Consider the following 14,699-nt stretch of genomic DNA (forward strand, 5'->3'; position numbering starts at 1 on the left):
TTCGCATGAACCGTCAGGATCAGCGAGCGAAACGCTTACTCGGCTTTCAGGCCATCAGCCGAAACGGCTTTCACGCCCTTGATTTTCTTGGCGATGTTCACCGCAGTGGTTTTCTGCGCTTCGGTGATCGCGGTGGTCGAGGACAGGGAAACCACACCTTTGTTGGTTTCGACCTTGATGTCGGTACCCGGGATGCCTTTCTCGGTGACCAGGTCGGCTTTGACCTTGGTGGTAATCCAGGTATCGGAAGTTTCTTCTTTGGCCTTGGTCATTTCACCAGCAGCCAGCATCATCGGTGCTTGCGATGCAGGTTGGGCTGCAAAGGCGGCGTTAGCCATGGTCAGGGTCAGCGCGGTGGCAGTAGCAGCAGCAATAGCGAACTTCTTCATACGAGACACTCCTGTTTTTCGAAAGGTCTGCGCCGTCATTCCTGGCAGCAGGTAACAGGGATATTGCAGAAGCTGTGCCAACCCGAATAAAAAATAAAACCTTTAAAAATCAACAGGTTAAAAATCACCAAAAAATAGCCCATCGTGCACATTGCATGCTTTGCGATGGATGCGCGTGCAAGTTGCATGTTCACAAAATACCGCCGCACCCATGCCCGGGAATCCAACGGGCGTTGCAATATGTACCACTGCCTTCAACAGGGCACCCTCTAACGTGGCAGGCGTCGTGAGCCGGATGAACCGGGTCCCCCGCTGCAGGAAACGCCATGATCGTGATGCCCTACTTTGAGCCCGGCACCTTGCGCGCAGGCTTCATCACCGCGCTGGAGACCGCACAGCGCGACCTGAGCCTGAGCATCATCGAAGCGCGGTGGCTGCATCGCCTGGCCGATCAAACGACCCTGCCGGCGAGCATGCGGGTGGAGGTGACAGGCAACCTGCAGCCACTGTCTGCCAATTGCCTGGTCATTCATCAGCGAGACCCACTGCTTGAGGCGACCTACCTGTACAGCCCATTGCATGGCGTACAGGGCTTCAACACGCTGCAACAGCTTGAAAGTGCCCTGCAGGCCCAGCTGACTCACCTGGGCGTGCCGAGCGAACCGCTGCAGTTCGTGAACCTGAGCGATGCCGTGTTCACGCGGTGGTCACACCACCTGATGCAACAGCAAATCGATCTGCTGCGGGGGCAATCCGGCGGGCTGGCCAAACTGCCCACCCTGACCGGTGTTCTCGACAGTTGCTTGAGCACAGCCTTCTCGACGCTGCTGGAGGGCGTCGACGACATCGCGCAACAACGGGTCCAGGTCATTGCCAGTAACGCCAGCGTGGTGCGCACGCAGGCCCTGGCCGATGTTGCACTGGACGCGTTCAGCGGCCAGCCACTGGGCATCGACCTGAAGCGCCGCTTCGTACGCGATGGCACCGCAACGCACGACACGCCCGACCCGCTCGCCTGCGAGCAGGCCCTTGCCAGCACTGCCAAGGCCGTTCCGGGGGCCTTTGCACAGGCCCTGCGAAGCTATTGGAGCAGTGTCGACAACGACGTGGGCAGCGATAACCGCGAAGCCCTGGCTCTTGGCCTTGCCGACAACTACTGTCGTACGCTGTTGCGAGCGGCCAATGAACAACGCATCGACACCCCTCAGCTGCAATGGCTGCGTGAAGCGCTGATCCCCGACCTGGGCGCCTTGCGGGTGTGTAGCCTGGCGTTGGTGCCAGCGGCTCAGGACATGGGTAGGACGGTGCTGCTGGCCGACAGCCTGGCCCTGCAGCAACCGACCGATACCAGCAAGGGGGTGTTCCTGTTCAGCACACGAACCGGGTTCCAATACTTCGCCGATCAGGCCGCCCTTGAACGGCATTGCCAGGCCCTGCTCACACAACCTGCTTGCCCCGCCTCGATCAGCCGCGATGACTGGGAGCAGTTGCAAGCCAGCGCGACGCCTGTGGTCAGGCTGGTCGAGGTCGGTCAACCGATGTTCCTCGCACTTGCTGATGCGCTGATCGCACTGGTCAACCGGCGTCTTGCCCACGCACTACGCTTCCCCGGTGCCCAGAGCAGCACGGCCATGGCCGGGGTCGAAGATGCACTGGACATGCGCGCGCTGGTGGACAGGCGCCTGACCCACCTGGGGGTCAACGGTCGATGGCTGCCCGATGCACAGCCAGCAGTCGCCATGAGGCTGCCCGTGCCACCCAGCCAGAGCGTTACGCTGGTGGAGCGCCTCACCCGTGCCAGGGCACTGCATCAGCTGTTTCAATCCCTGGCCACCGCCCAGCCGAAGGTGCAGTCCTGTGTTCTGGACATGCTTGCCCCCAGCCTCGACGCCATCAGCGACGGCCAGTTGCACCCCTTGGACATCCAGCTCAAATGGGCAGAAAAGACTGGCACGGTGGTCGACAGGTTTCTCGAACAGCTGGGCGAAACAGGCAACCAGCACGCGCCGCAGGATCAGGTGCAGGACCGGCAAGGCTTGCCACTGTCGTGGCCGTCGGCACCCGTGATCCGGCAACAGATCGACACCCTTAAAGCGGGCTTTGCCTCGACCTACCTTGAACAACTCGAGGCGTTCGACACGGGTCGGTTGCGCCTGAAGGACAGTGTGGTGTCCCCGCTCACGAGCATGCGCAGCTTGTACGAAGCGCTGCTGCGCATCGAACTGGAGCAAGCCCGCGAGAACGGCGTGATCGATGACGCGCTGCTCGACCTGCTGCAGCAAGCATTGGACCGGCCGGGGCACAGTGCCATTCGCCTGCACAGCCTGAGCTTGTCGGTACCCGGCAAGGCCGGGCTGCTGCCACTGGCCGATGCATTCGTGCTGCAGCGGGCAACGGCCGACAATGACAGCCTGTTGCTCTGGTCACCGCTGGAGCCACTGAGTCAATTCAGCAGCGAAGCAGCCTTGCGCTCTGAAATGACCGGCGCATTCGACGACCCGGAGAAGCTTCATCAGTGGCTGAGCCTGGTGAACGCCGAAGACCTGCGCAACTGGCACACCCTGGCGCAGCTTCCAGGTGCCAGTCAGCCCAGCGTACGCCTCATCGAACAAAGCGAGCTGTTCGCGTTTGTTGAACACAGTGCGGCACGCTTTCGTGCTGCAACCCGGCGTTACTACCTGGGCTATGCCCTGCGCAGCAGGCTCGGCACCTCATTGCTGCAACGCTTCATCGATAACCAGGCCGCCAGGCACCCGTTCGAAGGGGCCTTGCAGCGGGTACGCGACAGCCTCGAGGTTCAGTATTTGCGCACCCTTCTACCGGCATGGCTATGCAACGCGACACCGCAGCAAATGAAAAACTACGCGCAACTGGTGCAGGCCTGCGCCCGTGTCAGCAACCCCAAGTTCAACTACCTGTTCTCGATCCCAACGCTCAACGACTTCGCCAACCAGCAGCTCAAGGCAGGGCTCGCCCAGGATTACCCGAGCGCACCGGACGATCCCGACCTGATTACCGTCACCTTCACGCACTTCACCCCCAACCCGGTAATGCCCGGCCAGACGCCCTCGCCGATTTCCTCGGACCTGGCCACCACCACCAAGACACTGAGCGAGTACGCCCTGACCCACAGCCGGTTGACCGGCACAGCGACAAGCATGAAGGTCAGCGTCACGCGACCAGGCATGGCACCTGAAGCGCTGGAAGCAGCCACCATCCGCAACATGATCGACCGCCTCGACGTGGCCAGTGCATACCGTGCCCTGCTCGAGAAGAAGTTAACCCCGCAGGATCCCGACTACCTCGAACGCCGTCATCGCTACACGCTGGTATCCACCGCCTACCTGATGGAAGAGGGGTATCAGCATTTTCTGGACAACAAACTATCGGCCAAGGCGCTTTACTACTTTTCCCATGTGCTGGCCAAGCCGGATGCCCTCGCCCGCGACCTGGTCGAGGGCAGGAAGATCACCCTGTGCCAATTGCAGCTACGGGCCGAGCAAGGGTTCGCCCCCGATACCGTGAGGGGCATGTATGTGATCGGCCCGCAGGGCGAACAGGACGGGCCCCTGGTGTTGTACTGCGCCTACCGGCCACACAAGATGTTGCTCGAGTTCAAGGACCAGGGCGCACTGCGCAGTGCCATCCTCTCGGACCCAGAGCTGCAACGAGATATTCTGAACCGGCTTCCCGACACGGTGCAGTCGCGATACGACCACAACGGCTTTCTTCACCCCCATTTGTTCTGGTCCTCATCGGACCTGTTCGATTTCTCGCCCACCCCCGGTGCGGTTCAACTGGTGCGCAGCGAGATCGAAGGCAATGCCCTTGACTACCTGTTCACCGAGAACGTGGCATTCCTGCGGGCACTGACCAAGGCACGCACGGTAACTACCGCCGAGGAATACTGGAATGTGCTGCGCTATGTAATGGGCCTTGCCATCGAGCAGAGTTCGTTTTTCCTGCCTGGAAAGCTGGCAGCCATGCTCAGCTCGCTACAAAGTGTCCAGTGGTTGCAGGCATCCGGTAACGCCGCTTTGCAGCACAACTGGGGCGAATCGCTTGCGGAGTTCGTCACCGCCCTGAGTGGCCTGGTCATGATGCGCCCAGGTGGCTCGAGCATAAGCAGGAAGACACCTAACGAGCCTTCACCCGTCACGCCTGCACTGGAACTGGACCCTGCCTGGAACGAGGTACTGCTCAACCCCCTGGTACCCAACCGGCTGAGTGACCTGCAGGCGCAGAACGTGCAACTCAAGGACATGGTCCGCAACACCACCCTGGGGCTTTATTTCGCCCCGGGTACCGAGCGTTTCTATTGCGTGATCGCGGGCCACGTCTATGAAGTGGCCAAGCCAGCACAGCAGTGGCAGATCATCAAGCAGGGCCGACTCGGGCCCACGCTGCAAAGAACGGGAAATCAGTGGCAGGTTGATCTGCAGGAAGGCTTGCGTGGCGGCGGTGCGGCCTACAGCAGTTTCGAAACGGCCCTGGCCGACGAAGACATATCCCTGCGCTACACCACGCTGGCTTCGGGGATGAAGAACATTGCCGCGCTCCAGCCGACCAAGTACCAGATGCTACTGCGTGCCCATGCCTTGAGCCGCCACTATCTGGACACCTGCCTGAAGAACCTCAACCTGTCTTCGCCCCAGGCGCCCCTGCCGCCCGAAACACTGAGCATCTTGCAAAACGTGTTCGACCACCCTCCCTCAGACCAGACAGTACGCCTGCTGCGTGACTATACCCAGCGGATACTGGACGAGCTGTTGTCGGCCTCGATGGACACGGTCACCTCCAAACGCCTCGTGGTGGGCATGAACATGCCCGATCAGCGCGATACCTACGGTTTCACCTACCACAACGACCCCGGCAAGCGGATCTTTCTCACCGAGCGCGTGTTCACCCTGCCATGGGACGTTTCGATTTACGCAACGCCACCGGCCATCGAGCTGCTCGCCCACCAGCAAGCAACGACGCTGATACACGAGCTGTCACACCAGGTACTTCGAACCGTGGATATCGCCTACGTGGAAGCCGCGGCCCCCTTCCCGGACCAGATCAGCCAGCACACGCGGGGCGGGCGTATCGCCTATCAGACGATCCTTGGCTACAAACAGAACGGGCTCTCGATCAACACCCCCGCCCAGGCGCTGTTCAGAACCTTCGACACCTCGAGCCAGACCTGGAGAGATATCAGGAAAAAGGATGGACGAGCCCTGCCCGCGATCTTTCGGCTAAGCAAGACAAACACCCTGGCAGCTGCACGCACTGCGTTCTACAGCGATCCGCAGGTACGCACCGACTTGATCCTGGCCAACGCCGACTCGCTGAGCCTGATCATCACCAACCTGGGGCGCAGGCGCTTTGCCGGCGCTGCCGGCTGAAAGCAAAAAAAATGCCCCGTATCCTGCGATACGGGGCATTGGCACTTCCGGGCAGTTACCTGCCCTGCTGCATCATCAGACGCCCGACGCCTTGGCGGCGGCAACGTCCTTGATCGACAGCTTGATACGGCCGCGGTTGTCCACGTCCAGTACCAGTACTTCGACTTCCTGGCCTTCTTTCAGGATGTCGGTCACTTTCTCGACGCGAGCATCGCTCAGCATGGAGATGTGAACCAGACCGTCCTTGCCCGGCAGGATGTTGACGAATGCACCGAAGTCGACGATGCGCTCGACCTTGCCGACGTAGATCTTGCCGATCTCGGCTTCGGCAGTGATGCTCAGAACGCGCTGGCGCGCAGCTTCTGCAGCATCCTTGGTTTCGCCGAAGATCTTGATCGAACCGTCGTCTTCGATATCGATCGACGCCTTGGTTTCTTCGCAGATGGCACGGATGGTTGCGCCGCCCTTGCCGATGACGTCGCGAATCTTGTCGGTGTCGATCTTCATCGCGATCATGGTCGGTGCGTTTTCCGACAGCTCGGTACGCGACTGGCCAATGATCTGGTTCATCTGGCCGAGGATGTTCAGGCGCGCTTCCAGGGCCTGGCCCAGGGCGATTTCCATGATCTCTTCGGTGATGCCGTTGATCTTGATGTCCATCTGCAGCGCGGTCACACCCTTGGCGGTACCGGCTACCTTGAAGTCCATGTCGCCCAGGTGGTCTTCATCACCCAGGATGTCGGTCAGGATGGCGAACTTCTCGCCCTCTTTGACCAGACCCATGGCGATACCGGCTACCGGCGCCTTCATCGGTACACCAGCGTCCATCAGGGCCAGGGAAGCGCCACAGACCGAAGCCATCGAGCTCGAACCGTTGGATTCGGTGATCTCCGACACCACGCGGATGGTGTACGGGAACACGTCGGCGGCCGGCAGCATGGCCTGGACCGAACGACGGGCCAGACGGCCGTGACCGATTTCGCGACGACCAGCACCGCCCATGCGGCCACACTCGCCCACCGAGAACGGCGGGAAGTTGTAGTGCAGCATGAAGGGGTCTTTGCGCTCGCCTTCCAGGGTGTCCAGCAGCTGTGCGTCACGTGCAGTACCCAGGGTCGCAACGACCAGGGCCTGGGTTTCGCCACGGGTGAACAGGGCCGAACCGTGGGTTTTCGGCAGCACGCCGACTTCGATGTTCAGCGGGCGCACGGTCTTGGTGTCGCGACCATCGATACGTGGCTTGCCGTTGACGATGTTTTCGCGAACGGTGCGGTATTCGATTTCACCGAAGATCTCTTTGACTTCAGCGGCAGTCGGCTGGCCTTCTTCGCCGGAGAACTTGGCGATGACCTGCTCGCGCAGCTCGCCCAGGCGAGCGTAACGGTCGGCCTTGACGGTGATGGTGTAGGCATCGGACACCGCGGCACCGAATTCGCCACGAATGGCGCTCAGCAGCGGGGTGTTCTCGGCCTTGGCAGTCCAGTCCCAGGTAGGCTTGGCGGCTTCGGCAGCCAGTTCCTTGACGGCCTGGATCACGGCCTGGAATTCATCGTGGGCGAACAGCACGGCGCCCAGCATCTGGTCTTCGGTCAGCTCCTTGGCTTCCGATTCGACCATCAGCACGGCGTCGGAGGTACCGGCAACGACCATGTCCAGGCTCGAGGCAGCCAGTTGCTCGTAGGTCGGGTTCAGCAGGTAGCCGGTGCTTTCGTGGAAAGCGACACGGGCGGCGCCGATAGGGCCTTCGAACGGAATGCCGGAGATGGCCAGCGCAGCCGAGGTACCGATCATGGCAGCGATGTCCGGATCGGTTTTCTTGCTGGTGGAAACGACGGTGCAGACAACCTGCACTTCGTTCATGAAGCCTTCAGGGAACAGCGGACGGATCGGACGGTCGATCAGACGCGAGGTCAGGGTCTCTTTCTCGGAAGGACGGCCTTCACGCTTGAAGAAACCACCAGGGATCTTGCCGGCGGCGTAGGTCTTTTCCTGATAGTGAACGGACAGGGGGAAGAAGCCTTTGCCTGGATCGGCCTGTTTGGCACCGACCACGGTCACCAGCACGGTGACATCGTTGTCGACGGTGACCAATACGGCGCCGGACGCTTGACGAGCAATACGGCCCGTCTCGAGGGTAACGGTCGATTGACCGAACTGGAATTTCTTGATTACCGGGTTCACGGTTTCCTACCTTCTTCAGTGGCTCTGGGGGAACTGGTTCTTGCGAATTCTTGGGCAGCACAGGGAATCGGCCCTGTTGGCAGTCCAGATAAAACTAGAGGTTGGGAGCCTGCCCTGCCCTTGCGGTAAACCGCGCGGGCGAGGCAGACAGCCAACCTCATAGATACGCGCGGCGTGCTCACCCGCGCGGGGGCCGAAGCCCTCGGCGGATGACAGCAGCACGCCGTGCACACCACTGACCAGGCCGCTATTAGCGACGCAGGCCCAGACGACCGATCAGGGCGCTGTAACGAGTGGTGTCTTTACCTTTCAGGTAGTCCAGCAGCTTGCGACGCTGGTTTACCATGCGGATCAGACCACGACGGGAGTGGTGGTCTTTACCGTTGGCCTTGAAGTGGCCTTGCAGCTTGTTGATGTTGGCGGTCAGCAGGGCAACCTGCACTTCCGGGCTACCGGTGTCACCGGCTGCTTGCTGGTATTCGCCAACGATCTTTGCTTTTTCTTCAACGCTGAGTGCCATCTGGCTTCTCCAATATCAAGGGAAACCGTACACACGGTTTCCAATAGGCCAGGGACAGATCCCTGTATTTAAAAGTGAGGCGTGACCGTGCCTATTGACAGCCATCCTCTTGCCCGCCAGTGCCGGGCCTGAACCCGACACTGAAGGTTTCGATCATTCCGACCGAATCAGTCGACGTGGCGCAATGCGCCCGTCTTCGCTCACTTCACCGATACCGATGAAACGACCGTTGTGATCCTGCACGCGGACCATGCCGAACTTCGGCGCATCCGGTGCACGCACCGGCTGACCATGCAGCCAGTAGAACGCGCTGTGCTCGGAGAAGTGCAGCAACGGCCAGTCCTGCAACCCGCTGTCCGATGGCATCAGGAAGCGGTCGACCGCTTCGTTGCCACCTTCGGCGTGCACCTGCTCGAGCTCTTCGAGGGTGACGGTCTGGGCCAGCTCGAAGGGGCCGGCATGCGTACGGCGCAGTTCTGCAACATAGGCGCCGCAGCCCAGCTGCTCACCGATGTCCTCTACCAGCGTACGGATGTAGGTGCCCTTGCTGCAGCCTACCGAGAGGCGTACCCGGGTGCCTTCGCACTCGAGCAGCTCCAAGCGGTTAATAGTAACAGAACGCGCTTCACGCTCCACTACTTCGCCTGCACGTGCCAGCTTGTACAGCGGCTGGCCATCGCGCTTGAGCGCCGAGTACATCGGCGGTATCTGGCTGATTGGACCACGAAACTGTGGCAGTACGGCTTCAACGTCGCTGCGACCAACGGTCACTTCGCGGGTTTGCAGAATTTCGCCTTCGGCGTCGCCCGTGTTGGTGGTCTGCCCCAGTTGCATCACCGTCTCGTAGCCCTTGTCGGACTCGAGCAGGTATTGCGAGAACTTGGTCGCCTCGCCGAAGCACAGCGGCAGCACGCCACTGGCCAGCGGGTCGAGGCTGCCGGTATGTCCGGCCTTCTCGGCGTTGAGCAGCCAGCGCACCTTCTGCAGGGCAGCATTGGAGGTGAACCCCAACGGCTTGTCGAGCAGGATGATGCCGCTGACGTTACGACGGATACGCTTGACCTGAGCCACCGCTTACTCCTTGGTGTCCAGGGGGGTATCGTCGGACTTGTGCTGGCTGTCCTCGGCGACCGCGCGCTCGATCAGTGCCGACAGATGGGCACCGCGGGTCACGCTCTCGTCGTAGTGGAAGTGCAGTTGCGGCACGCTGCGCAGCTTCATTTCCTTGCCCAGTTGCATGCGCAGGAAACCGGCGGCGCTGTTGAGCACCTTGAGGCTTTGCTTGATGTCTTCTGCGCTGTCCTCGCCCATCACGGTGATGAACACCTTGGCGTGGCCGACATCGCGGCTGACGTCGACGGCGGTGATGGTCACCAGGCCGACGCGCGGATCTTTGACTTCGCGACGGATCAGTTGCGCCAGTTCGCGCTGCATCTGATCGCCGATACGTTGGGTACGGCTGTATTCTTTTGCCATGTTTTGCTACCTGTAACTAAAGCGGCAAACGCCCGGCCAGGCTTGGGCCTGACCGGGCGTTGCGTTCAGAGCCGCCGACCTGCGCCTTGCGGCGGGCGATCTGCGGCTCCCAAGCTCGCGGCTTAGAGCGTGCGAGCCACTTGGACTTTCTCGAAGACTTCGATCTTGTCGCCGACCTTGACGTCGTTGTAGCTCTTGACGCCAATACCGCACTCCATGCCGGCACGCACTTCGGACGCATCGTCCTTGAAGCGACGCAGCGACTCCAGTTCGCCTTCGAAGATCACCACGTCGTCGCGCAGTACGCGAATCGGACGGTTGCGGTAAACCACACCCTCGGTGACCATGCAGCCGGCGATGGCGCCGAACTTCGGCGAACGGAACACGTCACGCACTTCGGCGATACCCAGGATGTTCTCGCGAACATCGCTGCCGAGCATGCCGGTCAGGGCTTTCTTGACGTCTTCAATGATGTCGTAGATCACGTTGTAGTAACGCATATCCAGACCTTCCTGCTCGACGATCTTGCGCGCGCCGGCATCGGCACGCACGTTGAAGCCGAACAGTACTGCATTGGAAGCCAGGGCCAGGTTGGCGTCGCTCTCGGTGATACCACCGACACCGCCGCCGATCACGCGAACCTGTACTTCGTCGTTGCCAAGACCGCTGAGGGAGCCCTGCAGGGCCTCCAGAGAACCACGCACATCGGACTTGAGTACGATGTTGAGGGTCTTCTTCTCTTCCTGGCCCATGTTCTCGAAGATGTTCTCGAGCTTGCCAGCGTGGGCACGTGCCAGTTTGACTTCGCGGAACTTGCCTTGACGGAACAGAGCCACTTCACGGGCTTTCTTCTCGTCGGCAACCACGCTCAGTTCGTCACCGGCATCCGGGGTGCCATCCAGGCCGAGAATCTCGACCGGGATCGACGGGCCGGCTTCCTTAACAGGCTTGCCGTTCTCGTCGAGCATGGCCCGTACACGGCCGTAGTTCGAACCGCACAGCACCATGTCGCCCTGACGCAGGGTACCGTCCTGAACCAGCACGGTAGCCACCGGGCCACGGCCCTTGTCCAGGCGCGACTCGACCACGACACCACGGCCAGGGGCCGATGGGGTGGCCTTGAGCTCGAGGATCTCGGCTTGCAGCAGAACGGCTTCGAGCAGTTCGTCGACGCCGGTACCCATCTTGGCCGAAACCTTGACGAATGGCGTGTCGCCACCCCAGTCCTCGGAGGTCACGCCTTCGACGGCCAGTTCGTTGCGGATGCGGTCCAGGTCTGCACCTGGCTTGTCGATCTTGTTCACTGCAACGACCAGTGGAACACCTGCCGCCTTGGCGTGCTGTACCGCTTCACGGGTTTGCGGCATCACGCCGTCGTCCGCCGCGACCACCAGGATCACGATGTCGGTCGCCTTGGCACCACGGGCACGCATTGCGGTAAACGCGGCGTGACCCGGGGTGTCGAGGAAGGTGACCATGCCACGGTCGGTTTCCACGTGGTACGCACCGATGTGCTGGGTGATACCACCGGCTTCGCCGGCAGCTACCTTGGCACGACGGATGTAGTCGAGCAGGGAAGTCTTACCGTGGTCAACGTGGCCCATTACGGTCACGACCGGCGCACGGGAGAACGACTCGCCTTCGAACTTCAGGGACTCGGCCAGGGAATCTTCCAGCGCGTTGTCGCTGACCAGCGTGACCTTGTGGCCCAGCTCTTCGGCGATCAGCTGAGCAGTTTCCTGATCGAGCACCTGGTTGATGGTGACCGGAGTACCCATCTTGAACATGAACTTGACGACTTCAGCGGCCTTGACCGACATCTGCTGTGCCAGCTCGGAAACGGTGATGGTCTCGCCAATGGCCACGTCGCGGATAACCGGACCGGTCGGGCTCTGGAAGCCGTGGGCATTGCGCTTCTTCATCTTGCCCTTGCCACGGCCACCACGGCGGAAGCTGTCGCTTTCCTCTTCGGTGGTACGTGGGGCGGCACGTGGAGCTGGCGCCTTTTCCTTTTCCTTGACCTTGACCGATACGCGCGGGGCCTCGTTGCGGCGCTCGCCACCACGGCGGTCGTCGTCACGCGACTTGTCGTTGCGACGGGCGTCTTCGGCTTTCTTGCGCTCGACACCCGGGGCCGGAGCTGCAACCGGTTCGGCAGTTGCAGGCGCAGCTGTCACGGCCGGTGCTGCAGCGGCTGGCGCAGGGGCGCTGGCCGGCTGACGGCTGGCGGATTCTTCGGCACGTTTACGCGCTTCAGCTTCAGACTTTTCGCGTGCTGCGTTTTCAGCGGCACGACGTTCTTCCAACTCGCGATTCTGCTCAGCCTGGATTTCTTCGGGGCTGCGCTGTACGAAAACTTTCTTCTTGCGTACTTCTACGCTGATGCTCTTGCTACCAGCAACACGCAGGGTGCTGGTGGTCTTGCGCTGCAAGGTAATCTTGCGCGGCTCTTCCACCTTCGCCTTGTGGCTGCTTTTCAAGTGGGTCAGCAGAGCCTGCTTCTCACTGTCGGTCACTACCTGACCGGCGTCGGTGTGCGGCAGACCTGCCTCACGCATCTGCTGCAGCAGGCGCTCTACCGGTGCAGCGACCTCTTGGGCCAATTCTTTCACCGTGACTTGCGTCATGCACTTCTCTCCTCAGGCCAGCCTACTTACTCGAACCAGTGGGCTCGGGCGGCCATGATCAACTTGCCGGCACGTTCTTCGTCGATGCCGTCGATGTCGAGCAGGTCATCAATCGACTGCTCGGCCAGGTCTTCGCGGGTAACCACGCCGCGCACCGCCAGTTCCGCCGCCAGATCCTTGTCCATACCCTCAAGCGAGAGCAGGTCTTCGGCCGGATGGGCGTCTGCCAGTTTTTCCTCAGTAGCGATGGCTTTGGTCAACAGGCGGTCCTTGGCACGCGCGCGGAGTTCGTTGACGATCTCCTCGTCGAAGCCATCGATGTTGAGCATTTCTTCCAGCGGTACGTAGGCAATTTCTTCCAGGCTGGTGAAACCTTCGTCAACGAGAACCTGCGCCAGCTCTTCGTCGACTTCCAGCTCTTCGATGAAGTTACGCAGAATGTCGCCGGTTTCAGCTTGTTGCTTGGCCTGGATGTCCGACTCGGTCATCACGTTCAGGGTCCAGCCGGTCAACTGGCTGGCCAGACGTACGTTCTGACCACCACGGCCAATGGCTTGCGCCAGGTTGTCCGCGGCTACAGCGATGTCCATCGCGTGGGCATCTTCATCAACGATGATCGCCGCGACTTCTGCCGGCGACATGGCGTTGATGACAAACTGGGCCGGGTTGTCGTCCCACAGGACGATATCCACTCGCTCGCCGCCCAACTCGCCAGACACTGCCTGTACGCGCGAACCGCGCATACCGATGCAGGCGCCTTGCGGGTCGATGCGCTTGTCCTTGGAGCGGACAGCGATCTTGGCGCGAGAACCCGGGTCACGGGAAGCCGCCATGACCTCGATAAGGCCCTCGGCGATTTCCGGCACTTCGATGCGGAACAGTTCGATCAGCATCTGGGGCGCGGTACGCGACAGGATCAGCTGCGGGCCGCGGTTTTCGGTGCGGATTTCCTTGAGCAGTGCACGTACACGCACACCGACACGGAAAGTCTCGCGGGAGATGATGTCTTCACGGGCCAGCAGCGCTTCGGCGTTGTTGCCCAGGTCGACGATCACGTTGTCACGGGTAACCTTCTTGACGGTACCCGAGATGATTTCGCCCAGACGCTCGCGATAGGCATCGACCACCTGTGCGCGCTCGGCTTCGCGGACCTTCTGCACGATGACCTGCTTGGCGGTCTGTGCAGCGATGCGGCCGAATTCGATGGACTCGATCTTCTCTTCGATGACATCGCCAACCTTGGCTTCAGGATGGGTTTCCTGAATCTTGCTTGGCCAGGTTTCGATCGCAGGATCGTCAAGATCCTCTTCCTCGACCACCGTCCAGCGACGGAAGGTCTCGTAGTTACCGGTGTGGCGGTTGATCTCCACACGCAGGTCGACTTCATCTTCGAAGCGCTTCTTGGTAGCAGTGGCCAGGGCCACTTCCAATGCTTCGAAAATCACGTCTGCCGGTACACCCTTTTCATTGGATACCGACTCAACAACCAGCAGTACTTCTTTGCTCATCGTACGCCTCGCCTTTCGCAAGCCATTGGGTCCGCACGAACTATCGGACCCGGCATGTCTCAGTCAAAACTGGGAATAATGTTGGCCTTGTCGATCATGTCGATCGGCAGAAGGAATTCGTGGTCATCTACCTGCACCACGACATCCTGCTCTTCCACACCGCGCAGAAGGCCCTGAAAATTACGTCGACCTTCGAAAGGCGAGCGCAGTTTAATCTTCACCTGCTCACCGACATACTTTGCAAACTGTTCAAGTGTGAACAGCGGGCGTTCCATGCCAGGAGAGGAAACTTCAAGGGTGTATTCAACGGAAATGGGATCTTCGACATCCAGAATGCCGCTGATCTGACGGCTGACGATGGCGCAGTCATCCACCAGCACACCGCCTTCTTTGTCGATATAAACGCGCAACATTGAGTGGCGGCCTTGAGCCGAAAACTCGATACCCCAGCATTCATAGCCTAGGGCCACGACCACCGGGGCCAACAAGGCCTGCAACTCTTCTAGCTTGCTCGACACCTGAACCCCCTTGTGCATGCTATGCAAATAAAAAATGGGCGAAGCGCCCATCCCTGATACGCCGGGTGAATACCGGCGCTGAGAACTGATCAG

Annotated in this window: 9 protein-coding genes; 1 reads left to right on the forward strand and 8 read right to left on the reverse strand. The window is 60.7% G+C overall.

Going from position 1 to position 14,699, the window contains the following annotated elements; translation table 11 throughout:
• Positions 1-35 precede the first annotated feature (35 nt).
• Positions 36-389, reverse strand: a complete 354-nt coding sequence (locus MF6396_RS19415) for a BON domain-containing protein (RefSeq protein ID WP_043863815.1) — start codon at positions 387-389, stop codon at positions 36-38.
• Between the two features lie 326 nt (positions 390-715).
• Between MF6396_RS19415 and MF6396_RS19420 the strand changes: the two genes are divergently transcribed.
• The gene (locus tag MF6396_RS19420) at positions 716-5,776 is read left to right on the forward strand and encodes a hypothetical protein (RefSeq protein ID WP_078481332.1); all 5,061 of its coding nucleotides are present in this window, start codon (positions 716-718) and stop codon (positions 5,774-5,776) included.
• 75 nt (positions 5,777-5,851) lie between these two features.
• Here the strand turns inward: MF6396_RS19420 and pnp are convergent, their stop codons facing one another.
• The 7 genes from pnp to rimP form a co-directional block, all read right to left on the reverse strand.
• The gene (gene pnp, locus MF6396_RS19425) at positions 5,852-7,957 is read right to left on the reverse strand and encodes a polyribonucleotide nucleotidyltransferase (RefSeq protein ID WP_043863817.1); all 2,106 of its coding nucleotides are present in this window, start codon (positions 7,955-7,957) and stop codon (positions 5,852-5,854) included.
• A gap of 250 nt (positions 7,958-8,207) precedes the next feature.
• The gene (rpsO, locus tag MF6396_RS19430) at positions 8,208-8,477 is read right to left on the reverse strand and encodes a 30S ribosomal protein S15 (protein ID WP_010222985.1); all 270 of its coding nucleotides are present in this window, start codon (positions 8,475-8,477) and stop codon (positions 8,208-8,210) included.
• A gap of 153 nt (positions 8,478-8,630) precedes the next feature.
• Positions 8,631-9,548 carry a tRNA pseudouridine(55) synthase TruB gene (truB, locus tag MF6396_RS19435; RefSeq protein WP_043863818.1) on the reverse strand — a complete coding sequence of 306 codons (918 nt, stop codon included), beginning with the start codon at positions 9,546-9,548 and terminating at the stop codon, positions 8,631-8,633.
• Positions 9,549-9,551: 3 nt separating this feature from the next.
• On the reverse strand, positions 9,552-9,953 hold the full coding sequence (rbfA, locus tag MF6396_RS19440) for a 30S ribosome-binding factor RbfA (protein WP_043863819.1): 402 nt from the start codon (positions 9,951-9,953) through the stop codon (positions 9,552-9,554).
• Positions 9,954-10,075: 122 nt separating this feature from the next.
• A complete protein-coding gene (infB, locus tag MF6396_RS19445; RefSeq protein WP_078481334.1) occupies positions 10,076-12,580 on the reverse strand; it encodes a translation initiation factor IF-2 in 2,505 nt (834 codons plus the stop codon).
• Between the two features lie 26 nt (positions 12,581-12,606).
• Complete coding sequence (gene nusA, locus MF6396_RS19450) at positions 12,607-14,088, reverse strand: transcription termination factor NusA (protein ID WP_043863821.1); 1,482 nt, start codon at positions 14,086-14,088, stop codon at positions 12,607-12,609.
• A gap of 59 nt (positions 14,089-14,147) precedes the next feature.
• Positions 14,148-14,606 carry a ribosome maturation factor RimP gene (rimP, locus tag MF6396_RS19455; RefSeq protein WP_043863937.1) on the reverse strand — a complete coding sequence of 153 codons (459 nt, stop codon included), beginning with the start codon at positions 14,604-14,606 and terminating at the stop codon, positions 14,148-14,150.
• Between the last annotated feature and the right edge of the window lie 93 nt (positions 14,607-14,699).

The sequence above is a fragment of the Pseudomonas sp. MF6396 genome (genome assembly GCF_002018915.1).
Classification (GTDB): Bacteria; Pseudomonadota; Gammaproteobacteria; order Pseudomonadales; family Pseudomonadaceae; genus Aquipseudomonas; species Aquipseudomonas palmensis.